The organism is Cupriavidus phytohabitans (assembly GCF_000426345.1).
In the GTDB taxonomy this organism is placed as follows: domain Bacteria; phylum Pseudomonadota; class Gammaproteobacteria; order Burkholderiales; family Burkholderiaceae; genus Cupriavidus.
This window is the reverse complement of sequence record NZ_AUFE01000016.1, coordinates 21,181-46,572: the sequence shown is the minus strand read 5'-3', so window position 1 is coordinate 46,572 and position 25,392 is coordinate 21,181. Positions and strand designations below refer to the sequence as shown.

Annotated in this window: 23 protein-coding genes and 1 riboswitch; of the genes, 15 read left to right on the top strand and 8 right to left on the bottom strand. The window is 69.4% G+C overall.

Translation table 11 applies throughout. The features are described from left to right. The first annotated feature begins 5 nt into the window (after positions 1 to 5). Both K309_RS0114310 and dmpG read left to right on the top strand, forming a co-directional pair. Positions 6 to 956 carry an acetaldehyde dehydrogenase (acetylating) gene (locus K309_RS0114310; RefSeq protein ID WP_029047064.1) on the top strand — a complete coding sequence of 317 codons (951 nt, stop codon included), beginning with the start codon at positions 6 to 8 and terminating at the stop codon, positions 954 to 956. 14 nt (positions 957 to 970) lie between these two features. After that, a complete protein-coding gene (gene dmpG / locus K309_RS0114305) occupies positions 971 to 2,020 on the top strand; it encodes a 4-hydroxy-2-oxovalerate aldolase (protein ID WP_029047063.1) in 1,050 nt (349 codons plus the stop codon). On the opposite strand, the gene K309_RS0114300 is transcribed toward dmpG, so the two are convergent. From K309_RS0114300 to K309_RS0114290, 3 genes are all read right to left on the bottom strand, one after another. After that, positions 1,998 to 2,894 carry a GntR family transcriptional regulator gene (locus tag K309_RS0114300; RefSeq protein WP_029047062.1) on the bottom strand — a complete coding sequence of 299 codons (897 nt, stop codon included), beginning with the start codon at positions 2,892 to 2,894 and terminating at the stop codon, positions 1,998 to 2,000. The genes dmpG and K309_RS0114300 overlap by 23 nt on opposite strands. A gap of 140 nt (positions 2,895 to 3,034) precedes the next feature. After that, complete coding sequence (locus tag K309_RS0114295; RefSeq protein WP_029047061.1) at positions 3,035 to 3,643, bottom strand: glutathione S-transferase; 609 nt, start codon at positions 3,641 to 3,643, stop codon at positions 3,035 to 3,037. A 252-nt stretch (positions 3,644 to 3,895) separates the two neighbouring features. Further along, positions 3,896 to 4,849 carry a LysR family transcriptional regulator gene (locus tag K309_RS0114290; RefSeq protein WP_029047060.1) on the bottom strand — a complete coding sequence of 318 codons (954 nt, stop codon included), beginning with the start codon at positions 4,847 to 4,849 and terminating at the stop codon, positions 3,896 to 3,898. Between the two features lie 120 nt (positions 4,850 to 4,969). Between K309_RS0114290 and K309_RS0114285 the strand changes: the two genes are divergently transcribed. The 8 genes from K309_RS0114285 (at position 4,970) to K309_RS0114250 (ending at position 14,623) form a co-directional block, all read left to right on the top strand. Continuing rightward, on the top strand, positions 4,970 to 6,799 hold the full coding sequence (locus tag K309_RS0114285) for a gamma-glutamyltransferase family protein (protein WP_029047059.1): 1,830 nt from the start codon (positions 4,970 to 4,972) through the stop codon (positions 6,797 to 6,799). A 60-nt stretch (positions 6,800 to 6,859) separates the two neighbouring features. Further along, the gene (locus tag K309_RS0114280) at positions 6,860 to 7,828 is read left to right on the top strand and encodes a Bug family tripartite tricarboxylate transporter substrate binding protein (protein ID WP_029047058.1); all 969 of its coding nucleotides are present in this window, start codon (positions 6,860 to 6,862) and stop codon (positions 7,826 to 7,828) included. 1 nt (position 7,829) lies between these two features. After that, positions 7,830 to 8,390 (top strand): GAF domain-containing protein, encoded by a 561-nt coding sequence (locus tag K309_RS0114275; RefSeq protein WP_369796425.1) that lies wholly within the window; start codon positions 7,830 to 7,832, stop codon positions 8,388 to 8,390. Between the two features lie 80 nt (positions 8,391 to 8,470). Beyond that, positions 8,471 to 8,622: riboswitch (FMN riboswitch) on the top strand. A 75-nt stretch (positions 8,623 to 8,697) separates the two neighbouring features. Next, positions 8,698 to 9,207, top strand: a complete 510-nt coding sequence (locus tag K309_RS0114270; RefSeq protein WP_029047056.1) for a 6,7-dimethyl-8-ribityllumazine synthase — start codon at positions 8,698 to 8,700, stop codon at positions 9,205 to 9,207. A 183-nt stretch (positions 9,208 to 9,390) separates the two neighbouring features. Beyond that, positions 9,391 to 10,128 carry a DUF3348 domain-containing protein gene (locus tag K309_RS0114265; protein WP_029047055.1) on the top strand — a complete coding sequence of 246 codons (738 nt, stop codon included), beginning with the start codon at positions 9,391 to 9,393 and terminating at the stop codon, positions 10,126 to 10,128. A 10-nt stretch (positions 10,129 to 10,138) separates the two neighbouring features. After that, complete coding sequence (locus K309_RS0114260) at positions 10,139 to 13,276, top strand: DUF802 domain-containing protein (RefSeq protein WP_029047054.1); 3,138 nt, start codon at positions 10,139 to 10,141, stop codon at positions 13,274 to 13,276. Then, complete coding sequence (locus tag K309_RS0114255) at positions 13,273 to 13,923, top strand: OmpA family protein (RefSeq protein ID WP_029047053.1); 651 nt, start codon at positions 13,273 to 13,275, stop codon at positions 13,921 to 13,923. Before K309_RS0114260 ends, K309_RS0114255 begins: the two co-directional genes overlap by 4 nt. Next, a complete protein-coding gene (locus K309_RS0114250) occupies positions 13,916 to 14,623 on the top strand; it encodes a DUF2894 domain-containing protein (protein ID WP_029047052.1) in 708 nt (235 codons plus the stop codon). The genes K309_RS0114255 and K309_RS0114250 overlap by 8 nt, the downstream gene beginning before the upstream one ends. Here the strand turns inward: K309_RS0114250 and K309_RS0114245 are convergent. After that, entirely contained in the window at positions 14,620 to 15,468 is an 849-nt protein-coding gene (locus K309_RS0114245) for an amidohydrolase family protein (protein ID WP_029047051.1), read from the bottom strand. The two genes, K309_RS0114250 and K309_RS0114245, sit on opposite strands and share 4 nt — an antisense overlap. Positions 15,469 to 15,595: 127 nt before the next feature. Here K309_RS0114245 and K309_RS0114240 point away from each other — a divergent pair, with 127 nt between their 5' ends. The 3 genes from K309_RS0114240 to K309_RS0114230 all read left to right on the top strand — a co-directional run bounded on the left by K309_RS0114240 (position 15,596) and on the right by K309_RS0114230 (position 18,453). Continuing rightward, positions 15,596 to 16,345, top strand: coding sequence for a GntR family transcriptional regulator (locus tag K309_RS0114240; RefSeq protein ID WP_029047050.1), 750 nt, complete (start codon positions 15,596 to 15,598; stop codon positions 16,343 to 16,345). Positions 16,346 to 16,403: 58 nt separating this feature from the next. Continuing rightward, a complete protein-coding gene (locus tag K309_RS0114235; RefSeq protein WP_029047049.1) occupies positions 16,404 to 17,399 on the top strand; it encodes a tripartite tricarboxylate transporter substrate binding protein in 996 nt (331 codons plus the stop codon). 64 nt (positions 17,400 to 17,463) lie between these two features. Continuing rightward, positions 17,464 to 18,453, top strand: a complete 990-nt coding sequence (locus K309_RS0114230; RefSeq protein WP_029047048.1) for a Bug family tripartite tricarboxylate transporter substrate binding protein — start codon at positions 17,464 to 17,466, stop codon at positions 18,451 to 18,453. Between the two features lie 98 nt (positions 18,454 to 18,551). Here K309_RS0114230 and K309_RS0114225 read toward each other — a convergent pair whose 3' ends face one another. The 4 genes from K309_RS0114225 to K309_RS0114210 form a co-directional block, all read right to left on the bottom strand. Further along, on the bottom strand, positions 18,552 to 19,538 hold the full coding sequence (locus K309_RS0114225) for a Bug family tripartite tricarboxylate transporter substrate binding protein (protein WP_029047047.1): 987 nt from the start codon (positions 19,536 to 19,538) through the stop codon (positions 18,552 to 18,554). Positions 19,539 to 19,667: 129 nt separating this feature from the next. Next, the gene (gene pyk / locus K309_RS0114220) at positions 19,668 to 21,086 is read right to left on the bottom strand and encodes a pyruvate kinase (RefSeq protein ID WP_029047046.1); all 1,419 of its coding nucleotides are present in this window, start codon (positions 21,084 to 21,086) and stop codon (positions 19,668 to 19,670) included. Beyond that, positions 21,083 to 22,369 (bottom strand): glycerate kinase type-2 family protein, encoded by a 1,287-nt coding sequence (locus tag K309_RS0114215; protein WP_035877525.1) that lies wholly within the window; start codon positions 22,367 to 22,369, stop codon positions 21,083 to 21,085. The genes pyk and K309_RS0114215 overlap by 4 nt, the downstream gene beginning before the upstream one ends. A gap of 272 nt (positions 22,370 to 22,641) precedes the next feature. Beyond that, entirely contained in the window at positions 22,642 to 23,727 is a 1,086-nt protein-coding gene (locus tag K309_RS0114210; protein ID WP_029047044.1) for a tartrate dehydrogenase, read from the bottom strand. Between the two features lie 122 nt (positions 23,728 to 23,849). Here K309_RS0114210 and K309_RS0114205 point away from each other — a divergent pair, with 122 nt between their 5' ends. Both K309_RS0114205 and K309_RS0114200 read left to right on the top strand, forming a co-directional pair. Continuing rightward, entirely contained in the window at positions 23,850 to 24,791 is a 942-nt protein-coding gene (locus tag K309_RS0114205) for a LysR family transcriptional regulator (RefSeq protein WP_029047043.1), read from the top strand. 129 nt (positions 24,792 to 24,920) lie between these two features. Next, a complete protein-coding gene (locus K309_RS0114200; protein WP_029047042.1) occupies positions 24,921 to 25,376 on the top strand; it encodes a DUF3597 domain-containing protein in 456 nt (151 codons plus the stop codon). Positions 25,377 to 25,392 lie beyond the last annotated feature (16 nt).

The following is a 25,392-nucleotide window of genomic DNA, read 5'->3' as shown; positions in this document are numbered from 1 at the left end:
TCCCCATGACACGCAAGCTCAAGGCCGCCATCATCGGCTCGGGCAATATCGGCACCGACCTGATGATCAAGATCCTGCGGCATGGCCGGCATGTCGAGATGGGCGCGATGGTCGGCATCGACCCCGCCTCCGACGGCCTGGCCCGCGCGGCCCGCATGGGCGTGGCCACCACGCATGAAGGCGTGGAAGGGTTGGCCCGGCTGCCGGTGTTCGGCGACATCGACATTGTCTTCGACGCCACCAGCGCCGGCGCGCACGTGAAGAACGATGCGTTCCTGCGCGCGCTGCGCCCGGCGCTGCGCATGGTCGACCTGACCCCGGCGGCAATCGGCCCGTACTGCATTCCGGTGGTCAACGGCGCCGCGCACCTGGACGCGCCCAACGTCAACATGGTCACCTGCGGCGGCCAGGCCACCATCCCGATGGTAGCGGCGGTATCGCGCGTGGCGCCGGTGCACTATGCGGAGATCGTCGCCAGCATCTCCAGCAAGAGCGCCGGCCCCGGCACGCGCGCCAATATCGACGAATTCACCGAGACCACCTCGCGTGCCATCGAGCAGGTGGGCGGCGCGCGCCGCGGCAAGGCCATCATCGTGCTGAACCCGGCCGAGCCGCCGCTGATCATGCGCGACACGGTGTATTGCCTGAGCGAGCCGGCCGACCAGGACGCCATTGCCGAATCGGTGGCGCGCATGGCTGCCGACGTGCAGCGCTACGTGCCGGGCTACCGGCTCAAGCAAGCGGTGCAGTTCGAGCAAATCGCCGCGGACGCGCCGCTCAATATCCCGGGGCTGGGCCGCATTGTCGGCCTGAAGACCACCGTCTTCCTCGAAGTCGAGGGCGCCGCGCACTACCTGCCCGCCTATGCCGGCAACCTCGACATCATGACCAGCGCCGCGCTGAACACCGCCGAGAGCATGGCCGAAGCCATGCTGGCCGAGTCCACTGCGGCCTGAACAGGAACCACGCCATGAGCACCGACAAGAAACTCTATATCTCCGACGTGACGCTGCGCGATGGCAGCCACGCCATCCGCCACCAGTACAGCGTGGCGCAGGTCCGCCAGATCGCCGCTGCGCTCGACCGGGCCGGCGTCGATTCGATCGAAGTCGCGCACGGCGACGGGCTGCAGGGCTCCAGCTTCAACTACGGCTTCGGCGCGCATACCGACCTGGAATGGATCGAAGCCGTCGCCGACGTGGTCAGCCACGCCAGGATCGCCACGCTGCTGCTGCCCGGCATCGGCACCGTGCACGACCTCAAGGACGCCTACCAGGCCGGCGCGCGCATCGTGCGCGTGGCCACGCACTGCACCGAGGCCGACATCTCGCGGCAGCATATCGAGGCGGCACGCGAGCTGGGCATGGAAGCGGTCGGCTTCCTGATGATGAGCCACATGACCACGCCGCAGCAGCTGGCGCAGCAGGCGAAGCTGATGGAGAACTATGGCGCGACCTGCTGCTATGTGGTCGACTCCGGCGGCGCGCTGACCATGGACGGCGTGCGCGACCGCTTCCGCGCGTTCAAGGACGTGCTCAGGCCCGAGACGCTGACCGGCATGCATGCGCACCACAACCTGAGCCTGGGCGTGGCCAACAGCATCGTCGCGGTGGAGGAAGGCTGCGACCGCATCGACGCCAGCCTGGCCGGCATGGGCGCGGGCGCGGGCAATGCGCCGCTGGAAGTGTTTATCGCTGCCGCCGAGCGCATGGGCTGGCATCACGGCACCGACCTGTACCAGCTGATGGATGCGGCCGACGACCTGGTGCGCCCGCTGCAGGACCGGCCGGTGCGGGTCGACCGCGAGACGCTGGCGCTGGGCTATGCGGGCGTGTATTCCAGCTTCCTGCGCCACAGCGAAGCGGCCGCGGCGCGCTATGGCCTCAAGACCGTCGACGTGCTGGTCGAACTCGGCCGCCGCCGCATGGTCGGCGGGCAGGAAGACATGATCGTGGACGTGGCGCTGGACCTGCTGAACGGATCGCAGAGCCAGGCCGCTAAGGCTCCAGCAGCCGGCTGATCTGCGTCAGCGCGTTAAGCGTGTGCTGCAGGTGCTCGCGCATCGCCTCCGAGGCTTCCTCGTTGCGCTGGCGCGCGAGCAGGTCCAGCACGTGCAGGTGCTGCTTCGCGTGTTCGGGATAGCGCTCGCGGTCACGCATCGAGCGGTAGGACAGCAGCCGGCGCACGCGGTTGACGCGCCGGATGGTGTCGATGAAGAACGGGTTGCCAGACGCCTCGACCAGTGTTTCGTGGAAGCGCACGCCGCGGTCGTGCAGCTGGTCGGCGCTGTCGGTCTCGATGCCGCCTTCCAGCAGGTGCCGCTCGGCAGCGCGCAGCCGCTCGATCGCCTGTGGCTCGAGCCGGTAGGTGGGCTCGAGCAGCGCGGCCGGTTCCAGCGCCAGCCGCAGCCGGTAGGACTGCAGCAGCGAATCGGGCGTGGTCAGCATCGACGAGAACTCCCAGCCATAGCCGGGCTTGCGCTCGCCCCAACCCTCCTGCGCAATCCGCTTGAGCACGGTGCCCAGCTGGGTGGCAGTCAGGCCGTAGTGCTGCCGCAGGTGGTGCTCGGAAACCTGCGTTTCCAGCGTGCCCTGCAGCAAGTCTTCGGCGATCTGGAAATACGCCGCGGTGGCCGGGTCGGGCTCGACCAGGCCCAGCTGCGATGCAAACTCCGCGGCCGGCGCCGCCACCGGCCGCGCCAGGAAGAAACCGCGGTTCTTCTCGCGCGTGAGCACGCCCTTCTCGTGCAGCAGCGCGAGCGCCTCGTTGACGGGCGAGCGCGATACGCGCAGCTTGTCGGCCAGCATCTGCGCCGGCAGGTGCGCGCCGACGGTCAGGCCTTCGGCCTGGATCAGCGCAACGATCTGGGTGGCAATGGATCGGTCGTGGTTCATGGTCTGCGGCCGTGGCGCGGCTTGCATGTGACGCCGGGGCGCTGCCTGTGTTGGCGGCGTCACCCGGCGGGCCGGCCAGGCGGGAGCGATGGGTGCGCCAGAAGCTTACCGCAATCCGGAGACCGGGCTCTCGCGAGCTGTCATGCGTGGGGCAGCGCGGTGAAGGCAGGGAAGCTTTCCAGCTGCGCCGCGAGCGCGGCCAGCGCAGGGTGCGCCGCCCGGTCGACGTGACCGGGCAGCAGCGCCTGGGTGAAGGTCCACACCACGCCGGCGGTCAGCGTGGCCTGGCTCACGGCCGCCTCATCGGCCGGCACGGGCATGCGCGCGATCTCGTCTTCCAGCAGCGCAAAGGCACTGGTGCGCTGGCCATCGACGCGCTCCACCCACGGCCGGTGAACCTTCTCCGCCGGCCTCAGGTTGTGCTCGTACACGTGCTGCACGGCCTTCTCGCTGGCCGCCAGCGCCAGGCCGATGGTGCGCAGCGCGCGCTGGCGCTCTTCCAGCGCGGCCGGCATCAGGCTGCGGCCGGCCAGCGCTTCGGCGTAGTCGATGATCAGCGTCGAGTCCATCAGCACCACGCCGTTGTCGCACACCAGCGACGGCGCCTTGACCACCGGGTTGATGGCGCGGAACTGGTCGAAGGTGCGGAACACCGAGATGGATTCGTGGGTGAACGGCAAACCCAGCAGGCGCAGCGTGATGGCGGCACGGCGCACGTAGGGGGAATCGAGCATGCCGATGAGTCGCATGGGTATGGCTCCGGGTTGGTGGTGGTTGTGCGAGGCTGATTATGATCCGGCACGCGCTATCACCGCCAGCGGTTTGCTCCCCTCTCCCGCGAAGTGGGAGAGGGGCCGGGGGTGAGGGCGGGCGCGGGCATACCGATGGGCTGGACTTCGTTGACGCGCCGGCCCTCACCCCCACCCCTCTCCCGCGAGCGGGAGAGGGGTGCATTTGTGCGGGATGTCGGCAGGCGCCAATGCCTTCGCAAACCCGGCGCCTTATCCCTCCTCCCACCGCAATTTCCCCAACGCCGCCACCAGCGACACCACCACGTCATCCTCCTGCGCCTGCCGCCGCCACATCACCCCCACCGGCGGCAAGTCCCAGCTCAGCGCATGCGGCAGGACCGCCGCGCCCCCGCCTTCGACCAACTCCACGGCCACCGCGCGCGGCACGATGGTGGTAGCCGCCGCGTGGTTGCGCAGCAGCGTGGCCATGGTCTTGATCGAGTAGGTCTCGACGATCGGCACCGACTGCGCCACGCCGGCCACCGCCAGGATGGTGTTGATGGTGCGCCGGATCGGCGTGTTCGGCGGCGGCAGGATCCAGTCGCGTTCGGCCAGCCGGTGCCAGTCGAGCGGCCCGCGCCCGAGCCGGCCGGCGGCCGCGGCGGGCACCACCAGCACCGGCTCTTCGCGATACAGCGGCTGCTGGGCGATGTCCGCGCCAGGCGCGTAGAAGGTGCGCGCCACCACGCAATCCAGCTCGTGTTCGCGCAGCGCCGCCACCAGCTCGTCGGTGGTGCCCTCGCGCACCAGCACCGAGACCCGCGGCGACTGCGTCAGGCCGAAGCTGCAGGCGGCATCGAGCACGGTGCGGCTGATAAACGGGATCACGCCGATGCGCAGCCGTCCCGACATGCCCGCGCCGATCGCCGCCAGCTCGCGCCCCAGCGCGTCGGTATCCGCCAGCGTCAGCCGCGCATGCGCCAGCACCGCCCGGCCCGTGGGCGTGGGCTCCAGGCCACGCCGGGTGCGGATGAACAGCGGCACCATGAAGATGTCTTCGATCTCGCGCAGGGTCTTGGTGACGGCGGGCTGGGATAGGTTCAGCTCGGCCGCCACGCGCGACACCGAGCGCTGGCGCTCCAGCGCCAGCAGCAATGGCAGATGCCTGAGGCGCAGGCGCGAGACGAGGTTGTGGACCAGCTTGTCGGGGGCGGCGATGGACACGGGAATCCTGCAACGGGGCGTATATGTCGCATTACCAAATGGTAATACAACGATAACTATTCAGACGCTCAAGGTTATTTCCCAATCCTATACTGGCTCGCATCACCGGAGCTGCAATCCATGTTCACTACCCGCCCAGAAATCGTCGGCACCTTTGGCGTCGCCGCCTCCACCCACTGGCTGGCCACGCAAACCGCCATGGGCGTGCTGGAACGCGGCGGCAATGCCTTCGACGCCGCCGTGGCGGCCGGCTTTGTGCTGCAGGTGGTCGAGCCGCACCTGAACGGCCCGGGCGGCGAAGTGCCGATCATGTTCTGGAGCGAGCGCGAGCGCCGCATGCGCACCCTGTGCGGCCAGGGCCCGGCGCCGGCGCTTGCCGATCCCGCCGCGCTGCGCGCGCAGGGCCTGGAACTGGTGCCGGGCATCGGCCTGGTCCCGGCCACCGTCCCCGGCGCCTTCGGCGCGTGGCTGACGATGCTGCGCGATCATGGCACGTGGTCGCTGGCCGACGTGCTGGCGCCCGCCATCGGCTACGCGCGCGACGGCTTCCCGCTGGTGCCGCGCATCTCGCGCGCGATCCTGGCGGTGCAGGCGCTGTTCAACGACGAATGGCACAGCTCGGCGGCCACCTGGCTGCCCGACGGCAAGGTGCCGCGCCCCGGCAGCCTGCATACGCTGCCGGTGCTGGCCGATACCTACACGCGCATCGTCGAAGAAGCCCAGCGCCGCAGCGACAGCCGCACTGGCCAGATCGACGCCGCGCTGGATTGCTGGTACCGCGGCTTCATCGCCGAGGAAATCGACGCGTACTGCCGCAACACGCCGGTGCGCGACACCACCGGCGACAAGCACACCGGCCTGCTGCGCTACGACGACATGGCCGGCTGGAGCCCCGAGGAAGAAGACCCGGTCACGCTCGACTTCGGCCGCTACACGGTGGCCAAGTGCGGCATCTGGAGCCAGGGGCCCGTGTTCCTGCAGCAGCTCGGCATGCTGCGCCACGCCGGGCTGGCGCAGCATGCGCCCGATTCGCCCGACTTCGTGCACCGCATTGCCGAGGCCACCAAGCTGGCCATGGCCGACCGCCTGGCCTGGTACGGCGATCCCGGCTTCACGCCGAGCCCGCTCGCGGCGCTGCTCGACGACGGCTACCTGGCCGCGCGCGCGCAGCGCATCGGCGCGCGCGCGGCGCTGGCGATCGACCCCGGCATGCTCAACGGCATGGCGCCGCGCCTGCCCGACCTGGGCGCGGCCGAGCGCACGCTGCGGCAAGCCGACGTGCGCTTCGGCGTGGGCGAGCCGACCTTTGCCGAGCTGCCGCCGGTAGCCGAATGGGCCGAACGGGAGCTCTTTGTCGGCGACACCTGCCATATCGACGTGATCGACCGCCACGGCAACATGGTCGCGGCCACGCCGTCGGGCGGCTGGCTCTCGTCGAGCCCCACCATCCCGGCGCTTGGCTTTGCCCTCAATACCCGCCTGCAGATGACCTGGCTGGAGCCGGGGCTGCCCAACACGCTGGCCCCCGGCAAGCGCCCCTCCACCACGCTGTCTCCGTCGCTGGCATTGCGCGACGGCGAGCCCTACATGGTGTTCGGCACCCCGGGCGGCGACCAGCAGGACCAGTGGTCGCTGGCATTCTTCCTGCGTCATGCGGTGCATGGCATGAACCTGCAGGAAGCGATCGACGCGCCGGCCTGGCATATCGACCACTTCCCGGGCTCGTTCTGGCCGCGCCAGACCGTGCTCAACCGCATCAGCGTGGAATCTCGCTTCCCGGCGGCAACGGTGGCGGCGCTGCGCGAACGCGGGCATGAGGTGCGCGTGGGCGAGCCCTGGTCCGAAGGCCGCATGTCGGCATGCTCGCGCGAACGCGACGGGCGCGGGCGGCTGGTGCTGCGCGCCGGCGCCAATGCGCGCGGCATGCAGGGCTACGCGGTGGGCCGCTGACGATTCTATGCATGACAGCGGGCCGCAACAGGTCCGCGCCAGTACCAAGGAGGAAGGAAAATGCGCGCAGTACTGAAAACCCTGCTGGGCGGCGTGGCCGCGCTGGCGATGTGCCTCGCGGCCCCGGCCGGTGCCAGTGAAGCCTGGCCGCAGAAGCCGGTCACGCTGATCGTGCCGTGGGCCGCCGGCGGCTCGACCGATATCCTGGCGCGCGTGCTGTCCGAGCACCTGACGCGCTCGCTCGGCCAGCCGGTGATCGTCGACAACAAGCCCGGCGCGTCCGGCAACATAGGCTCGGCCATGGTGGCCCGTGCCAAACCCGACGGCTACACGCTGCTGGTGGGCTCGATGAGCACCCATGCGATGAACCCGGCGCTGATGTCCAACATGCCGTTTCGCGGCGTGGATGACTTCACGCCGCTCGGCCTGCTGGCGTACGTGACCAACACCATGGTGGTACACCCGTCGGTGCCGGCGCAGAAGCTGGTGGCCTACGCCAGGGCCAACCCCGGCAAGCTCGCCTACGCCAGCGCGGGTCCGGGCTCCACCAACCACCTCAGCGCGGTGCTGTTCGAGAAAATGGCCGGCATCCAGATGCTGCACGTGCCATACAAGGGCGGCGCGCCGGCGGTGGTCGATACCGTGGCGGGCCAGACCCAGCTGCTGTTCTCGGCGGGCACGCAGACGCTGCCGCATGTCAAGGCGGGCAAGCTGCGCCTGCTGGCCGTGACCGAGAGCAAGCGCTCGCCGCTGCTGCCCAACGTACCGACCGTGGCCGAAACCCTGCCCGGCTACGAGCTGGCGGTCTGGTATGGCGCCTTCGGGCCCAAGGGCATGCCCGCCGAGCTGACCGCGCGGCTCAACCGCGAGATCAACACCGTGATGGCACTGCCTGAAGTGAAGGCCAAGATGAACGCCATCGGCGTCGAGACCGCGACCTCCACGCCGCAGCAGTTCGCCACTATCCTGCGCCGCGATGCCGACCGCTACGGCAAGCTGATCCGCGAACTGGGCATCCAGGGGGAGTGAAGTGGGCCAGCTGAAGCACGCCACCCCGCACTCCGTCCCGCAACCCAGCGCGCCGCTGTCGGACGCCGGCCCGCTGATCGCGCAGGTCAACCTGCTGTGCGACGCCCTGCGGCAGGCGCGCGAGCCAGCCGCGGCGCTCGACGCCATCGGCGCGGCCACGCTGCGCACGCTCGGTCCGGGGTTGCTGACGATCAATGCCTGGCATGCGGACGTGCACCGGATCGAACGGCTATGGTCCTCGGACACCGCAGCCTACCCGGTCGGCGGGCACAAGACCAAGGGCGACAGCCCGTGGCGCCGGCAGTTGCTGGAGCGCGGCGAAGTCTTTGTCGGCGAGGGCGATGACGCGCTGGCGGCGGTGTTCGACGACGTGCAGGTGATCCGCACGCTCGGCTGCACGGCGGTGGTCAATGTGCCGCTGGGCTACCAGGGCTCGGTGATCGGCACCTTCAACTACCTGGCCGACCGCGCCATCTGGTCGGCCGCCGAGGTGGCGGCGCTCAGGCTGCTGGCAGCGCTGGCGGTGGCGCCGGTGCAGGCGCTGACCGCTGCGCGCACCTGACGAAAGCCTCGCCAACACCGAACGCTACTCTGCGGTATGATTCCCCCGCCGCGTTGAAAGCTCAACCAAGCACAACGCGACAACGTTCTCAGGGCAGGGTGAAAGTCCCTACCGGCGGTGAAGGCGTCTGACGCACAAGCCCGCGAGCGCCCGGCATGCCCACCTGCCGGGGTCAGCAGATTCGGTTCAAATCCGAAGCCGACGGTGATAGTCCGGATGAAAGAGAGCGAGCAAAAATGCCCCCGTCTTCACGGGGGCAAGTCTCGTGCGCCCTGATTCTGGCCAACTCCATCCGTACAGGAACACCATGAATCAGCCTGTCTCTGCATTCCAGCGCGCCACCGCACCCGCGGCCGGCCTTTCCCTCCCCAAAGGCAAGCGCATTGCCTACATCCATGCCCAATGGCATGCCGATATCGTCAATCGCGCGCGCGACGCGTTCGTGGCCGAAATGGCAAAGCTCGGCGTCACCGCGGATGTCATCGACATCTACGATGTCCCCGGGGCCTTCGAAATCCCGCTGCATGCGCAACGGCTCGCCAAATCCGGCAAGTACGCCGCCATCGTCGCCAGCGGCTTTGTGGTCGACGGCGGCATCTACCGGCATGAATACGTCGCCGATGCCGTCATCAGCGGCCTGATGCGGGTCCAGCTCGACACCGAGGTCCCTGTATTCTCGGCCGTGCTGACCCCGAAGAGCTTCCACGAGCACGACGAGCACCATCGCTTCTTTGCCGAGCATTTCGTGGTCAAGGGCCGCGAGGCGGCGCAGGCCTGTGTCCGCACGGTCGCGTCGCTGCAGAAGCTCGCGGCCTGATGCGTTGAAGCGGCGGGGCCGGGCTGTTCATGTCCACGGCATGCTCAGGAATCATGAACAGCGGGACTTCCCGAACAGCACGGCTCGCACGCGGCGGCATCTCTTGCCGCCGCTCCCCTCCCCCGGATACTGCCATCCCCCTCCCCGGGACGTGTAAACTGCTGGCTTTTTAAACCCGGCGGTATGTCCCAAGAGCCCCGGCGCACAGGTTTCAGCGGTCCGACGCTTGTCCGGCTGCTGGCGCGCCTGACCGACGCCGACGCCCCACCTCCTGCAACGTCACTTTCCGGCCAGCTGAGCCAATGGCTGGGCTGGCCGGATGCGATCGCCCTGTCGGCGGCCCTGAAAAGTGCGCCGGCCGCGGCGCCGACCGTCGCACGTGCCTGCGGCGCCACTGCCGAAGAGCAGGAGTGCGCGCGCGTGCGCGCCGCGCTGGCCGATGCCATCGCCGGGGACAACGCCCTGACCGCGCGCCGCCGCGGCCCCGCGCGGCCATCGGCGCTGGCGGAGGCCGTCGACGCGCAGGTGGACTACGCCATCCACCGCCACCGCTATGTGTCGCAACAGCAGGCCATGGAGACCGCGATCGGCGCGTTGCGCGGACGGCTGCGGGCGGCCTTGTCGACGCGCGCGCCGGACATGGCCCGGCTGGCGATGGTCGATGCCGTGATGGAGCGCGTGCTGGGCGCGCGCGAGCAAAGCGTGCTCGGCAGCGTGCCTGCCCTGCTGGAAGGGCATTTCCAGCGTTTGCGCCAGGCGGAAACCGCGGCGCTGGCCGAGGCCCGGGCCGCCGCGGCCCCAGTCGCGCCCGGGGCGTGGCTGGCCGTGTTTCGCAAGGATATGCAAAGCGTATTGCTGGCCGAGCTGGAGATACGCTTCCAACCCGTCGAAGGATTGCTCGCCGCCCTGCGTGGCAGCTGACCAGGACACCATGAACCGATACTTCTTCCATCTTGTTGTTTTCCTGGCGGGCCTGGCGGCCGTGTGCTGGATCGCAGGCGGCTATGCGGGCTCGAATGCGCTGGCGTTGTCGGTCACGCTGCTGATCGGCGCCTGCTACGTGGCCGGCGCCAATGAGCTGCTGCGCTACCGGCAGGCCACGCTGGGACTGGCGCAGGCGGTGCAGGGCCTGTCCGATTCGCCGGCAAGCCTGGATGGCTGGCTGGAGCGCCTGCCCGCAGGGCTGCGCAACGCCGTGCGCCTGCGCATCGAGGGCGAGCGCGTGGCGCTGCCTGGGCCGGCGCTGACGCCGTACCTGGTCGGCCTGCTGGTGCTGCTGGGCATGCTCGGCACGTTCCTGGGCATGGTGTCGACGCTGCGCGGCACCGGCATGGCGCTGGAAACCGCGACCGACCTGCAGGCGATCCGCGCGTCGCTGGCGGCACCGGTGAAGGGGCTGGGCTTCGCCTTCGGCACCTCGGTGGCGGGCGTGGCCACGTCGGCCATGCTGGGCCTGCTGTCGGCGCTGTGCCGGCGCGAGCGCGTGCAGGCCGCGCAGGCGCTCGATGCGCGCATCGCCACCACGCTGCGCCCCTATTCGCGCAGCCACCAGCGCGACGAGTCGTTCCGGCTGCTGCAGCGACAGGCCGATGCCATGCCGGCGCTGGTCGACCGGCTGCAAGCCATGATGGCGGCCATGGAACAACAGAACCAGGCCATGGCGGAGCGCCTGGGGGCCAGCCAGGAAGCCTTCCACGGCAAGACCGAAGCGGTCTACACCCAACTGGCCGCCTCGGTCGGGCAATCGCTGAAAGACAGCGTGGCCGACAGCGCGCGCGCCGCCGGCACGGCGATCCAGCCGGCCGTGGAAGCGACCATGGCCGGCCTGGCGCGCGAGACCGCCGCCATGCGCGACGCTGTGACGCAGTCCGTCCAGCAGCAGCTCGAAGGCATCTCGGCGCGCTTCGAGACCTCGACCACCGGCGTCGCCGGAATCTGGAACGAAGCGCTGGCCAGCCAGCAGCGCAGCAACGAAGCCCTGGCAGGCGAGCTGCGCGGCGCGCTCGACGGCTTTGCGCAGACGTTCGAGCAACGTTCGGCCGTCCTGGTCGAGCAGGTGGCGGCCCGCCTGGAAACCACCTCCGCCAGCACCGCGCAGGCGTGGACCGAGGCCCTGTCGCAGCACGCCCGCACCGGCGAGAAGCTCGCCGCCGACAACCAGCAGGCGCTGGCCGCCGCCACGGCGGTGTTCGAACAACACGCGGCGTCGCTGGTACGCACCGTGGGCCAGTCGCACGCCGACCTGCAGGCCGGCCTGGCATCGCATGACGAACAGCGCCTGGCCGCGTGGGCCGGCCAGCTCGACAGCATGACCGAGGCGCTGCGCCAGCAGTGGGATCAGGCCAACGCGCAGGCCGCAAGCCGCCAGCAGGAAATCAGCGAGACGCTGGCGCAGACAGCGCGCGAGATCGCCGCGCAGGCGCAAGCGCATGCCAGCGGCACCATCGCCGAGATCGACCGGCTGGTGCAGGCCGCCGCCGACGCGCCCAAGGCCGCCCTCGCGCTGCAGGCCGAACTGGCCGCACGCGACGAACAGCGCCTGGCCGCGTGGACGGATTCGCTCGGCGCCATGGCCACCGGCCTGCGCGAGCAATGGGATCAGGCGAGTGTGCAAGCCGCGAATCGCCAGCAGGAGATCTGCACGGCGCTGGCGCAGACCGCCAATGACATTTCCGCCCAGTCGCAGGCGCATGCCAGCGGCACCATCGCCGAGATCAAGCGGCTGGTGCAGGCCGCCGCCGACGCGCCTAAGGCCGCCCTTGCGCTGCAGGCCGAACTGAGCGCGCGCGACGAGCAACGCCTCGCCGCGTGGACCGAAGCGCTTGGCAACATGGCCACCGGCCTGCGCGAGCAATGGGATCAGGCAAGCGTGCAAGCCGCCAATCGCCAGCAGGAGATCTGCGCCGCGCTGGCGCAGACCGCCAATGACATCTCCGCCCAGTCGCAGGCCCACGCCAGCGGCACCATTGCCGAGATCGACCGCCTGGTGCAGGCTGCCGCCGACGCGCCCAAGGCCGCCCTGGCGCTGCAAACCGAACTGAGCACGCGCGACGAACAACGCCTCGCCGCCTGGACCGAATCCCTCGGCGCCATGGCCGCCACGCTGCGCCAGGAATGGCAGCAGGCCGGCGCGCAGACCGCTACCCGCCAGCAGGAAATCTGCGCAGCGCTGGCGCAGACCGCACAGGCGATTTCCGCCGAATCGCAGGCGCACGCCAGCGGCACGCTGGCCGAGATCGAGCGGCTGGTGCAGGCCGCCGCCGAGGCACCCAGGGCCGCCGCCGCGCTGCAGGCCGAACTGGCCGCGCGCGACGAACAGCGCCTGGCGGCCTGGACCAGCCACCTCGACAGCATGGCCGCCTCGCTGCGCCAGCAATGGGAACAGGCCGGCAGCCACAGCGCCAGCCGCCAGCAGGAGATCTGCGACGCCCTGGCGCAGACCGCGCGCGACATCACCGCGCAGGCCGAGGCGCACGCCAGCAGCACCATCGCCGAAGTCGCGCGCCTGCTGCAGGCGTCTGCCGAAGCGCCCAGGGCCGCGGCCGAAGTCATCGCCGAACTGCGCCAGAAGCTCACCGAAGGCATGGCCCGCGACAACGCCATGCTGGAGGAACGCAGCCGCATGCTGGAAACGCTGGGCACGCTGCTCGACGCCGTGAACCACGCCTCCACCGGCCAGCGCGCAGCGGTCGACACGCTGCTCGCGACCACGTCCGAGCTGCTGGAACGCGTCGGCGGCCGCTTCACCGAGCAGGTCGAGTCCGAGACCGGCCGCCTGGCGCAGGCCGCTGCGCAGGTCACCGGCAGCGCCGTTGAAGTGGCGAGCCTGGGTGAAGCCTTCGGCGTGGCGGTGCAAGTGTTCAGCGCGTCCAACGACAAGCTGTCCGAACAGCTGCAGCGCATCGAGGCCGCGCTCGACAAGTCGATGGCGCGCAGCGATGAGCAGCTGGCCTACTACGTGGCGCAGGCGCGCGAGGTGGTCGACCTCAGCATGCTGTCGCAGAAGCAGATCCTGGAAGACCTGCAGCAGCTGGGCGGCCGGCAGGCGCCGCGCGCAGAGGCGGCATGAAGGACGACTACATCGACGCCGGCGCCGAGGCGACGGTACCGGCCTGGGCGGTCTTTGGCGACCTGATGTCGGTGCTGCTGGGGGCGTTCGTGCTGGTGCTGCTGGGCGTCATCGGCGTGCAGCTGGAACTGTCGGCGCGGCTTGAGGACGAGGTGCGGCAGCGGCAGGAAGAGGCGCAGCGCCGCCAGACGCTGGAGCAGGCGCTGGCCGGCCCGCTCGCCGCCGGGCGCGTGACGCTGGTGAACGGCCGCATCGGCATCAGCGGCAGCGTGCTGTTTGCCCTGAACTCCGACCAGCTGCAGCCCGAGGGCCGTGAACTGCTGCGCAGCCTGGCCGCGCCGCTGTCGGCCTACCTGCGCACGCGCGACGAAATGCTGATGGTCAGCGGCTTCACCGACGACCAGCAGGTGCGCGAGGGCAACCGCCGCTTCGCCGACAACTGGGAACTGTCGGCGCAGCGCGCGCTGACCGTGACGCGCGCGCTGATCGATGCCGGCGTGCCGCCCGCGTCGCTGTTCTCGGCGGGCTTCGGCTCGCAGCAGCCGGTCACCGCCAATACCGATGCCGGGAGCCGCGCAAAGAACCGGCGCGTGGAAATCGCGCCGGTGCCGCGCGTGACCATGGGAACGGGGAAGCCTCGTGGCTGAAGACGCCGCCGCAAGCGCGCGCGCCCAGCTCGATGCCTGGCGCGGCAGCGATGCCGCAGGCGTCGACCCGGTGCGCTTCCGGCTGATCGAGGCGCTGGCGCGGCGTTCGGCCGGCCATGACGGCGCGGTACGGCAGATGCTGGATACGCGGCTGGCAGCGCTGGTCGACAGTTACCGCGAAGCGGTGGCGCAAGACGCCGAGGGGCGCCAAGCCATTGCGGCACCGGTACACGAGGCAACCGCGGAAACGGCCGGCACGCTTGCCGGTCTGGTCAGCTATATCAAGGCCAATACGCGCGCCGCGAAGATGGCTGCTGCACCGGGCGCCCCCGCACCGCGCACCCCTGCGCCGCGCGCCGCCGCTCCGGTGCGCGCCCTGCGTCCCGAACCCGAGCCGGAGCTGGTCGACTATTTCCGCGACACCTGGTCGCGCGTCAGCGTCAGCCGCCAGTTGCGGCAGTCGCAGGCGCAGTTGCCGGGCAATGCCGGACCGCTCAACTCCGACCACCTCGTGCATCGTGCGCTGACGCTGATGCACGAGCTGTCGCCAGGCTACCTGGAGCAGTTCTTTTCTTATGTCGAGGCGATGGCGTGGCTGGAACCACTGCATCGCGGCGGCGCACCGGCCGAAAACGAAGCAGTGCGCGCCACTAGCGCAAAGAAGGCCACCCGCGCCAGGCCGCGCAAGGCGGCAGGCTAGTCCGCCGCCCCTGGCGCGATTGCAAACCCGTAGAGCGCCGCGGCATTGCGCCAGCGCAGCGCTTCATTCAGCGAAGCATCCGCCGGCGCGGTTCCGGGCCAGCGGCTGGTTTCACTGCACTCTCCCGCCCGCGCCCCGGCTTCATGATTGGTCCACGGCCAGTCACTGCCCCACAGCAGCCGGTCGGCACCGGCCACTTCCAGCCAGCGCTGCGCCAGTTCGCGCCACGCCCCTGGCGCCACCAGCCGGTATGGCGCGCTGCATTTGACCCACACCTGCCGGCGCGCCCGCACCGCCGCGGCGACGCTGAACACCGGATCCGCCACCCCCGCGGCGCCCGGCCTGCCGAAATGGTCCAGCACCACCGCTACGCCTGACTCGCCCAGTACATCATCCAGCGCGGCCAGCACCGTGCCGCCGTCGCCGTTGTCGGTATGGAGCTCGACATGCCAGCCCAGCGTGGCAACACGCGCGAACAACGCGCGCCACGGCGCTGTGCCGATGCGCTGCCAGCCGGGATCGCGATAGAGGTTCAGCCGGATGCCGCGCACGCCGGCATCGTCCAGCTCGCGCAATGCCACATCGGATACGCCGGGATCGACTACCGCGACGCCGCGCAGCCGCGCCGGCATGGCGCGCAGCGCCCCAAGCAGCGCGGTGTTGTCGGTACCGAGGAAGCTGGTCTGCACCACCACCCCGAACGGATCGCCAAGCGCCCCGGCCAGCCGCTGCCAGTCCGGCAGCGTGGCGGCATAGGGGGGCCGATAGCGGGCGGAGGGCGCTGCCTGGCCGGCATCGAAGATATGGAAGTGGCAGTCCACCACCGGCGTTGCGGGTTGATTCATCTGTCTGCCCTGTAGGGTCTGCGGGTAACTCCGGATAGGGAAAGCAAGCCCGCGTCAGTATTCTAGTTCTAGTCCTCTAGAGGATATGAACAGCAATTTAGCACGGCTCCGGACGGACCGACAACCGATGGCGGACATTGACCTGCTTCAGAAAATCACCAGCGCGGCCGGCCTGAGCCGGTATGGCCAGATCGCCGCACAGCTGCAGGCGCGCATTGTTGCCGGCGACTGGCCGCCTGGCGAGGCGATACCCGCCGAAGGCGCACTGGCGAAAGAATTCGGCATCGCGCTGGGGACGATCCGGCAGGCGATCGCCGTGCTGGTGCAGGAAGGGCTGCTGGAACGCGTGCAGGGCCGGGGTACCTTTGTGCGCAAAGGGTTGACCGGTGCCAGCCTGATGCGTTTTTTCCGCTTCGGCGGCGCCGACGGCGCAACCACGGTGCCGCGCTCGGAAATCCTGTCGTGCCGCGCCGTGCGGCTGGACAAGGCCATGGCGCAGCGCTTCGAACTGCCATCCGGAGCGCGCGGCCTGGCGATCACGCGGCGCCGCTGGCTGGATGACACGCCCCGGCTGCTGGAATCGATCTGGCTGCCGCTGCCGCGTTGCGAAGCGCTGCAGCAGTTGCCGGTATGGGAATGGGGCGACCTGCTGTATCCGCTGCTCGGCAGCCAGTGCGGCATCACCGTGCACCGCGCGGTCGACGAGGTCACTTTCCGCACGCTGGCGCATGACGAGGCCGAATTGCTGGAACTGCCGGATGCGCACCCGTGCGCGGTAGTGACCCGGCAAGCCTTCGACCTGCGCGGCACCTGCATCGAATACCGGCTGACCCGGGGCGATGCCTTCGCTTTTCGCTATACCGCGGACATCCGCTAACCATCCGATACCCGATCCCCGATCCCCGATACCGATCCGCATCCGAGGAGACCGTTTCATGCATTCCATCAAGGCGATGGCCGCGGCCATTGGCGCCGCCGGCATCCTGCTGCAACTGCTGCAACCTGCACCGGCGCACGCCGCGGAGAGCGCGGCCACGTGGCCGTCGCGGCCCATCACGATCGTGGTCACGTATCCGCCGGGCGGCGGCGCCGACCTGATGGCACGGCTGATCGCGCCGGGTCTTGGCCGCGAACTCGGCCAGTCGGTGGTGGTGGAGAACCGCCCCGGCGCCGGCGGCCAGATCGGCGCTGCCTATGTCGCCAAGGCGGCGCCGGACGGCTACACGGTGATGGTCGATGCCTCTTCCTACGCCGTGAATCCCAGCCTCTACGCCAGGCTGCCCTACGATCCGGCCAAGGCATTCAAGCCCGTCGGTGTGCTGGCGCGCTATCCCAACGTGCTGGTTGCCACGGCCAGCTTCCCGGCCACCAGGGTCGGCGACGTGCTGGCGATGGCGAAGCAGAAGCCGGGCTCGGTGGCGTTTGCCTCTTCCGGCAATGGCTCGGCGCAGCACCTTGCAGGCGTGCTGTTCGAGCAGCGCGCGGGGGTGGACCTGCTGCACGTGCCGTACAAGGGCGGCGGCCCGGCCATGACCGACGTCATCGCCGGGCAAGTGCCGCTGTTCTTCGCCAACGTTGCCTCGAGCCTGCAGCACATCAAGGCCGGCAAGCTCAAGCCGCTGGCGGTCACCAGCCACCAGCGCACCAGCGCGCTGCCGGGCGTGCCGACGATGCAGGAGGCCGGCGTGCCAGGCTACGAAGTCTATGAGTGGAATGCGGCCTTCCTGCCGGCGGCCACGCCCGAACCGATCGTCGCCAAGTTTGCCGAGGCGTTGCAGAAGGTCATGCACAGCCCCGAGACGCGGCAGCGCGTGACCGAGCTGGGCGGCGAAGTGGTGGCCGCGCCGCCGGCACAGGCGCAGCAATTCATCGACGGCCAGGCCCGGCTGTGGGCCAAGGTCATCAAGGACGGCAACGTCAAGCCCGAATGAAATGGATCGCCGGCATCGCCTGCCGCGCCGCAATCACTACGACCGGATACTCACGGAGACCCGCATGAACCGCATCAACCCCACCCGCCGCCAATTGCTGCAAGCGACCGCGGCACTCGGCGCCAGCGCCCTCTTCCCCACGCTCGCCCGCGCCCAGGCGTGGCCGTCCAAGCCGGTCCGGCTGGTGGTGCCGTTCGCGCCGGGCGGCAGCTCGGAGATCGTCGCGCGCTCCACCGCGGCGGAACTGACCAAGCTGCTGGGCGTGTCGGTATTTGTGGAAAACAAGCCGGGCGCCGCCGGCAATATCGCCATGGGCGAAGTGGCGCGCGCCGAGGACAACCATACGCTGATCCTCGGCCACATCGGCACGCTGGCGGTGAATCCGTACATCTTCCCCAAGCTGCCTTACGATCCGGTCAAGGATTTCCGCCCGATCTCGCTGTTGTCCAAGGTGCCGAGCCTGTATGTGGTCCATCCCGACGTGCCGGCGAAGAACCTGAAGGAATTCGTGGCGCTGGCCAAGAGCAAGCCGGGCAAGCTCAACTACGGCTCGGCCGGCAACGGCAGCGCCGGGCACCTGGCGTTCGAGTACCTGAAGGCGGCGACCGGCACCTTCATCACGCACGTGCCGTACCGCGGCAGCGGCCCGCAGATCACCGACCTGCTTTCGGGGCGGCTGGAAGCGGCCTCGGTGGGCGCGCCGGCGATCCTGCAGTTCATCAAGACCGGCAAGGTACGCTGCATCGCCACCGGCACCACGCAGCGCATCCCGCAGCTGCCGGATGTGCCGACCGTGGCCGAGCAAGGCTATCCCGGCTTCGAGATGACGCAGTGGTATGGGCTGCTTGCGCCCGCGACGCTGCCGCAATCGGCCGCGGACAAGTTGGCGGATGCGACCATCAAGGCGGTCAGGAGCCAGAGCTCGGTCGAACGGCTGAGCGCGGATGCGGCCATCGTGGTGGGCAATACGCCGGCGGAGTTTGCGCGGTTTATCGCGCAGGAGCAGCAGCGCTGGAAGCCGATCATCGCGCGGGCGCAGATCAAGCCGGATTGAGCCGGTTTGCCTTGACCAACCAACTACGTGCTCCCTCTCCCGCAAGCGGGAGAGGGAGCAAACCGCGCGCCTGTTGACAGGGTGTCACCCTGTCGCAATCACTCGATCGTCACCTTCCCGTCCTTCACCAGCTTCGCGAACTTCACTGTCTCGTCCTGGATGCGGCGCGCGAATTCCTTCGGCGTGCTGGTCATCGGCTCGGCGCCGATGGCCTGCATGCGCTGCTGGAAATCCGGCGATTTCACGATCCTGACGATCTCGGCGTTGAGGCGTGTCACGACCGGTTCCGGCGTGGCGACCGGCGCCATCACGCCGAACCACGTGCCGATGTCGAAGCCCTTCAGGCCGGCTTCTTCCAGCGTGGGCACGTCCGGCAGCACGGTCGAGCGCTTCGCCGTGGTCACCGCCAGCGCGCGCAGCTTGCCCGACTTGATGTGCTGCAGCACAGGCGTCAGCGTGTCGAACGACATGGTCACCTGCCCGCCCAGCAGGTCGGTGGTCAGCGGGCCGCTGCCCTTGTAAGGCACGTGCAGCAGCGGCGCGCCGGTGGCGGCCTGGAACTGCGTGCCGATCAGGTGCTGCGCGGTGCCGTTGCCGTTGGAGCCGTAGGCGAACTCGGGCGAGGCCCGTTTGGCCAGCGCCACCAGTTCGCTGACATTCTTTGCCGGCGTCTTCGCGGCGTTGATCACCAGCACATTGGGCACCATCGCCACCGGGGCCACCGGCGCGAGGTCTTTCTCGAAGCTGTAGGGCAGCTTCTTGTACACGCTGGTAGCGATGGTGTGGTGCACCGCGCCCATCAGCAGCGTGTAGCCGTCCGGCTTGCTCTTGGCGACATAGTCGGCGCCGACCGTGGCGCCCGCGCCGGGACGGTTCTCGACGATCACCGGCTGGCCGAGGCTCCTGGAAAGCTGGTCGCCCAGCGCGCGCGCCAGCACGTCGGTGGTGCCGCCCGAAGGGAACGGCACGACCAGAGTGACTGGCTTGGCCGGCCAGGCTTGCGCCATGGCGCCACCGCAGAGGGCGAGGCCGGCGGCGGCCAGGGTCAATGCCGATACTCGGCGCATAAAGTCAGTTGCACGCATGTCTTGTCTCCTGTCTGATGGTTTTTCAGCAAGCCTTCGCGGCCTGTCTGTCGGTTGCCGCTTCAGCCACTAGCGCAGCTGTCACAGCGCGCTGCTGCCGGCGAAGGCCGCGGCGCAGCCCAATTCCGCTTACTGGACCTGCGCAATGCGCAGCAGATTGGTCGTGCCCGCGACGGTAAAGGGCAGCCCGGCCGAGATCACGATCGACTGGCCGGCCTCGCCGAACTGCTCCCCGAGCACGGTGCGGCTTGCCACTTCGGTCATCTCCACCACGTCCACCACTTCATGGCAGAGCACCGCGTGCACGCCCCACGCCAGCGCCAGCCGGCGCGCGGTGGCAAGCCGCGGCGTCATGCCGAGGATCGGCACCTCGGGCCGTTCGCGCGCCATGCGCAGCGCGGAATAGCCGGAGCTGGTATAGGCCACCGCCGCGGGCGCGCCCAGCAGGCTGGCCACGTGCCGCACCGCGTAGCCGATCGCGTCGGCAGCGTCGGCGCGCGGCGCCGAATGCGAGGCCTGGATGGCTTCGTGGTAGTGCGGGTCGGATTCGGTGCGGGTGATGATGCTGTCCATCATCTTCACCGCTTCCACCGGATAGCGGCCCGACGCCGATTCCGCCGACAGCATCACCGCATCGGCGCCGTCATAGATGGCGGTGGCAACGTCGGAGGCCTCGGCGCGCGTCGGCACGGGAGCGGTCACCATCGACTCCAGCATCTGCGTGGCTACGATTACCGGCTTGCCGGCCTTGCGGCAGGCCCGCACGATGCGCTTCTGCAGCGACGGCACCTGCTCGGCGGGCATTTCCACGCCGAGGTCGCCGCGCGCCACCATGACCGCGTCGGCGGCTTCGACGATCGCCTCCAGGCTCTGGATCGCGGCGGGCTTCTCCAGCTTGGCGACGATGCCGGCGCGGCCATCGACGATCCGGCGGATCTCCCCGATGTCGTCGGCGCGCTGCACGAATGACAGCGCCACCCAGTCCACGCCCAGCGACAACCCGAAATCGAGGTCGGCGCGGTCCTTCCCGGTCATGGCCGACAGCGGCAGCACCACGCCGGGGACATTGACGCCCTTGCGGTCGGACAGCGTGCCGCCGTTGACGACGATGGTCTCGGCATAGTCGGCGCCGCAGCGCTCCACGCGCAGTCGCACCCGGCCGTCATCGATCAGCAATTCGGCGCCCGGCTGCAGCGCCGCGAAGATTTCCGGATGCGGCAGGCTCACGCGCTGCGCCGTGCCCGGCACGGCCGCATCCAGATCGAGCCGCAATGTTGCCTGCGCCGCCACCTGCACCGGGCCATCGGCGAAGGTGCCGATGCGCAGCTTGGGGCCCTGCAGGTCGAGCAGCACGCCGATCGGGCGGCCGCGCTGCTGCTCGATCGCGCGGATAGCGTGCAGGCGCTGCTTGTGGTCTTCATGCGAGCCATGGCTGAAGTTGAGGCGGAACACATCGGCTCCCGCATCGAACAACTGGCCGATGATGGCCGGGTCCGAACTGGCGGGCCCAAGCGTGGCCACGATCTTTGCGTTGCGAAGGCGTCTCATGTGTTGGCTCTGGAAGCGCGCGTCAGCACGATCGCGCGAAAGTCATTGACGTTGGTCAGCGTGGGGCCGGTCACGACCGCATCCCCCAGCGCCTCGAAGAATCCATGGCCATCGTTGGCGGCCAGCGCATCCTGCGGGTTCAGGCCAGCGCGCCATGCGCGCTCCAGCGTGTCGGGGCCGATCACCGCGCCGGCGATCTCTTCCTGCCCGTCGACGCCGTCGGTGTCGCCGGCGATGGCATGGATTCCGGCCTCGCCGCGCAGGGCCAGCGCCAGCGACAGCAGGAACTCGACATTGCGGCCGCCCCGGCCGCTGCCGCGCACGGTGACGGTGGTCTCGCCACCGGACAGCAGCACGCACGGCGCGGCAAAGGGCTCGCCATGCCGGGCGGCGGCCAGCGCGATGCCGCCCAGCACCTTGCCGACATCGCGGGCTTCGCCCTCGATGGCGTCGCCGAGCACATGCACCGCGTAGCCGGCGTCGCGGCCCACCTGCGCGGCGGCCTGCAGTGCCAGCCGCGGCGTGGCGATCCACTCGGTGCGGATGCGCGGCAGGCGCGGGTCGCCGGGCTTGAGCGTCTCGGCCGCGTCGGACCGCAGTGCGGCCAGCACATGGCCTGGCAGATCGATGGCGTATCGCCCGATGATCGCCAGCGCATCGGCACACGTGGTCGGGTCGGGCACGGTCGGACCGGAGGCGACGTCGATGGCCTCGTCACCCGGCACGTCGGAAATCAGCAGGTTCAGCACCTGCGCGGGGTGGCACGCGGCGGCCAGCCTGCCGCCCTTGATCGCGGACAGGTGCCGGCGCACGCAGTTCATCTCGGAAATGGTCGCCCCCGACTTGAGCAGCGCGCGGTTCACCTGCTGCTTGTCGTCCAGCGTGATGCCGGCCAGCGGCAGCGGCAGCAGCGACGAGCCGCCGCCGGAGATCAGGCAGATCACGAGGTCGTCCTCGCTGAGGCCGGACACCAGTTCCAGCATGCGGCGCGAGGCGGCCAGCCCGGCATCGTCCGGCACCGGATGCGCGGCTTCGACAATCTCGATGCGCGAGCAAGGCACCGCGTAGCCGTAGCGCGTCGCCACCAGCCCTTGCAGCGGGCCTGGCCACGCCGCTTCCAGCGCCGCGGCCATGGCCGCCGAGGCCTTGCCGGCACCGATGACGATGGTGCGGCCGCGCGGCGGTGCGGGCAGGTGGCGTGCCAGCGTGCGGGCCGGCTGCGCGGCGGCGATGGCCGCGTCGAACATGCGCCGCAGCAGCACGTCGGGATCGATCGTTGGCATGGTCACGGCGCGCAGTCCGCGGGCAAACGCGGCGGGCAAATCCATGGTTGGATCATGGCTGTCTCCTGCGATTTCGGTGTTTCATCAGGCAATGCGCTCCGGCGCAGCTCCGGGCGGCTGCTTGTGGCGGAAAGTGGTGCGGGGGATACGGCGAAATGCTGACAAGGTGCGGCGATGGCTTGCCCTGCTCCCCCGCTTGCGGGAGAGCGGAGCGCTTGCCACCGCTGGCAGCTAGCGGTTGATGCGCTAGTGCATGAACCCCGCGTGCCGGCTCAGGCCGCCTTTGCCTGCTGCCCGGACAGCAGTTCGCACACGGCTTGCGTCACCTGCGCGGTGGTTGCCGTGCCACCCAGGTCGCCGGTATGCAGTTCCGGGTTGGCGGTAACCGCTTCGACCGCCTGCATCACGCGCTGCGCCGCGGCGTGCTCGCCCAGGTGCTCCAGCAGCATGACCACCGACCAGAACGTGCCGACCGGATTGGCCAGGCCCTTGCCCATGATGTCGAAGGCCGAACCGTGGATCGGCTCGAACATCGACGGGTAGCGTCGTTCCGGGTCGATATTGCCGGTCGGGGCGATGCCCAGGCTGCCGGCCAGCGCCGCGGCCAGGTCGCTCAGGATGTCGGCGTGCAGGTTGGTGGCGACGATGGTGTCGAGCGACTTCGGGCGGTTGACCATGCGCGCGGTGGCGGCATCGACCAGTTCCTTGTCCCAGGTAACGTCCGGGAAATCCTTCGCCACCTGCACCGCGACCTCGTCCCACATCACCATGGCATGGCGCTGCGCGTTGGACTTGGTGATCACCGTCAGCTGCTTGCGCGGACGCGATTGCGCCAGCTTGAAGGCAAAGCGCAGGATGCGTTCGACGCCGACGCGGGTCATCATGCTGACGTCGGTGGCGGCCTCGATCGGATGGCCCTGGTGCACGCGGCCGCCCACGCCCGAGTACTCGCCTTCCGAGTTCTCGCGCACGATCACCCAGTTCAGGTCTTCCGGCGCGCAGCGCTTGAGCGGCGCGTCGATGCCCGGCAGGATGCGGGTCGGGCGCACGTTGGCGTACTGGTCGAAGCCCTGGCAGATCTTCAGGCGCAGGCCCCACAGGGTGATGTGGTCGGGGATATGCGGGTCGCCGGCCGAGCCGAACAGGATCGCATCCTTGTCGCGCAGCGCGTCCAGGCCGTCGGCGGGCATCATCACGCCGTGCTGGCGGTAGTAGTCGCCGCCCCAGTCGAAGTCTTCGAACTCGAAGCGGAAATCGGCGCCGGCGGCGGCCAGCGCTTCCATCACCTGGCGGCCTGCGGGAACCACTTCCTTGCCGATGCCGTCGCCGGGGATGGTCGCGATGCGGTAGGTCTTCATCTCTTGCCTCCTGGTCAGAATCCGTGTTTGAGCGCGATTGCGTGGAACGGATTCTGGGCCGTGGACAAGGTTTTGGATCGCTTGTAGAGTTAAACCATTCTTAACCTCAGATTAAAGCTGGCATGGCATCGTCCGCAGGGATCCAGCCGTCGGAACTGGGCTTTTTCACGTCGGTGGCCACCGCCGGCAGCCTGAGCGCGGCCGCGCGCGACCTTGGCATCACAACCGCGGCGGTCAGCAAGCGGCTGGCGCAGATGGAGGCGCGCATCGGCATGCCGCTGGTCACGCGCACGACCCGGCGCATGAGCCTGACGCCCGAGGGCGAGGTCTACCTGGAGCACGCGCGGCGCATCCTGAGCGAGATCGAAGACCTGGACCAGCTGCTGACGCGCTCCAAGGGCAGGCCGAGCGGCCTGCTGCGCGTCAATGCCACGCTGGGGTTCGGCCGCATGCACGTGGCGCCGGTGATTTCAGAGTATGTCGCGGCCTATCCGGAAGTCGACGTGCAGCTGCAGCTGTCGGCGGATCCCCCGCCGCTGAACGAAGACGCGTTCGACGTCTGCATCCGCTTCGGCGAGCCGCCCGATGCGCGCATCGTGGCGCGCAAGCTGGCACCCAACCGGCGCTTGCTGTGCGCGGCGCCCAAATACCTGCGCGACCACGGCATCCCCAACACGCCAGCCGACCTGCGCCGCCACAACTGCATCGGCATCCGGCAAGGCAGCGACGCCTACGGCGTATGGCGCCTGACCGCCGGCAAGGGCGCCAAGGCGCGTACCGAGACCGTGCGCGTGCGCGGCAACCTGACCACCAACGACGGCGAGATCGCGGTCAACTGGGCGCTGGAGGGCCACGGCATCCTGATGCGGGCCGAATGGGATATCGAACGCTTTCTGCGCAGCGGCCGGCTGGTGCAGGTGCTGCCGCAGTACGCCACGCCGGAGGCCGACATCTATGCGGTCTACCACCAGCGGCACCAGCTGTCGTCGCGGATCCGGCTGTTCGTTGAGTTCATGGCGGCGAAGTTCAGCGAGTTCGGCGAGCCGGCGAACATGCCGGCATGACTGTCGCTGCATGCAGCATTTACAACCCGGCGCGGCCTGGTGTGCCGAAATCAAGGGTTGCACGGATGGTGCGTTTCCTGCATGGCGCTGTTCTCCCACGTCTGCTATCCAAACCGACAGGAGGCCACCATGAGCATCTTCAAGGACATCCTCAACAAGCTGCTGGGACGAGCCAAGCCGGCAGCCACGGCGAGTGCGACGCCTGCAGGAGGCACGCCGACCTCCGCGGGTGCGGCCCCGCCACCGTCTGGCGCGTCACCCGCTGCAACGGGCGGCACCGCCCCCGCGGCCAGCGCCGGCCAGGCCACGGCCAAACCCGCGCCGCTGTCGGGCGTCGACGTCGAATCGATCATGGACAACCTGGTCAAGGAGAGCGGGCAGACGCTGAACTGGCGCACGTCCATCGTCGACGCGATGAAGGCGCTGGGCATCGACAGCAGCCTGGAGCACCGCAAGGAACTGGCGCGCGAGCTGCACTACAGCGGCGACATGAACGATTCCGCGGGGATGAATATCTGGCTGCACAAGCGCCTGATGCAGGAGCTTGCGGCCAACGGCGGCAAGCTGCCGGCGGATCTGTCGTAAGAAAAGCGTGGAAAGG

Excerpts from the sequence above, each read along its gene's own strand:
- K309_RS0114310 (WP_029047064.1), top strand. The coding sequence starts at position 6 with ATGACACGCAAGCTCAAGGCCGCCATCATCGGCTCGGGCAATATCGGC.
- dmpG (WP_029047063.1), top strand. The coding sequence starts at position 971 with ATGAGCACCGACAAGAAACTCTATATCTCCGACGTGACGCTGCGCGAT.
- K309_RS0114300 (WP_029047062.1), bottom strand. The coding sequence starts at position 2,894 with ATGAACCACGACCGATCCATTGCCACCCAGATCGTTGCGCTGATCCAG.
- K309_RS0114295 (WP_029047061.1), bottom strand. The coding sequence starts at position 3,643 with ATGCGACTCATCGGCATGCTCGATTCCCCCTACGTGCGCCGTGCCGCC.
- K309_RS0114285 (WP_029047059.1), top strand. The coding sequence starts at position 4,970 with ATGTTCACTACCCGCCCAGAAATCGTCGGCACCTTTGGCGTCGCCGCC.
- K309_RS0114280 (WP_029047058.1), top strand. The coding sequence starts at position 6,860 with ATGCGCGCAGTACTGAAAACCCTGCTGGGCGGCGTGGCCGCGCTGGCG.
- K309_RS0114270 (WP_029047056.1), top strand. The coding sequence starts at position 8,698 with ATGAATCAGCCTGTCTCTGCATTCCAGCGCGCCACCGCACCCGCGGCC.
- K309_RS0114265 (WP_029047055.1), top strand. The coding sequence starts at position 9,391 with ATGTCCCAAGAGCCCCGGCGCACAGGTTTCAGCGGTCCGACGCTTGTC.
- K309_RS0114260 (WP_029047054.1), top strand. The coding sequence starts at position 10,139 with ATGAACCGATACTTCTTCCATCTTGTTGTTTTCCTGGCGGGCCTGGCG.
- K309_RS0114255 (WP_029047053.1), top strand. The coding sequence starts at position 13,273 with ATGAAGGACGACTACATCGACGCCGGCGCCGAGGCGACGGTACCGGCC.
- K309_RS0114245 (WP_029047051.1), bottom strand. The coding sequence starts at position 15,468 with ATGAATCAACCCGCAACGCCGGTGGTGGACTGCCACTTCCATATCTTC.
- K309_RS0114240 (WP_029047050.1), top strand. The coding sequence starts at position 15,596 with ATGGCGGACATTGACCTGCTTCAGAAAATCACCAGCGCGGCCGGCCTG.
- K309_RS0114235 (WP_029047049.1), top strand. The coding sequence starts at position 16,404 with ATGCATTCCATCAAGGCGATGGCCGCGGCCATTGGCGCCGCCGGCATC.
- K309_RS0114230 (WP_029047048.1), top strand. The coding sequence starts at position 17,464 with ATGAACCGCATCAACCCCACCCGCCGCCAATTGCTGCAAGCGACCGCG.
- K309_RS0114225 (WP_029047047.1), bottom strand. The coding sequence starts at position 19,538 with ATGCGTGCAACTGACTTTATGCGCCGAGTATCGGCATTGACCCTGGCC.
- pyk (WP_029047046.1), bottom strand. The coding sequence starts at position 21,086 with ATGAGACGCCTTCGCAACGCAAAGATCGTGGCCACGCTTGGGCCCGCC.
- K309_RS0114215 (WP_035877525.1), bottom strand. The coding sequence starts at position 22,369 with ATGCCAACGATCGATCCCGACGTGCTGCTGCGGCGCATGTTCGACGCG.
- K309_RS0114210 (WP_029047044.1), bottom strand. The coding sequence starts at position 23,727 with ATGAAGACCTACCGCATCGCGACCATCCCCGGCGACGGCATCGGCAAG.
- K309_RS0114205 (WP_029047043.1), top strand. The coding sequence starts at position 23,850 with ATGGCATCGTCCGCAGGGATCCAGCCGTCGGAACTGGGCTTTTTCACG.
- K309_RS0114200 (WP_029047042.1), top strand. The coding sequence starts at position 24,921 with ATGAGCATCTTCAAGGACATCCTCAACAAGCTGCTGGGACGAGCCAAG.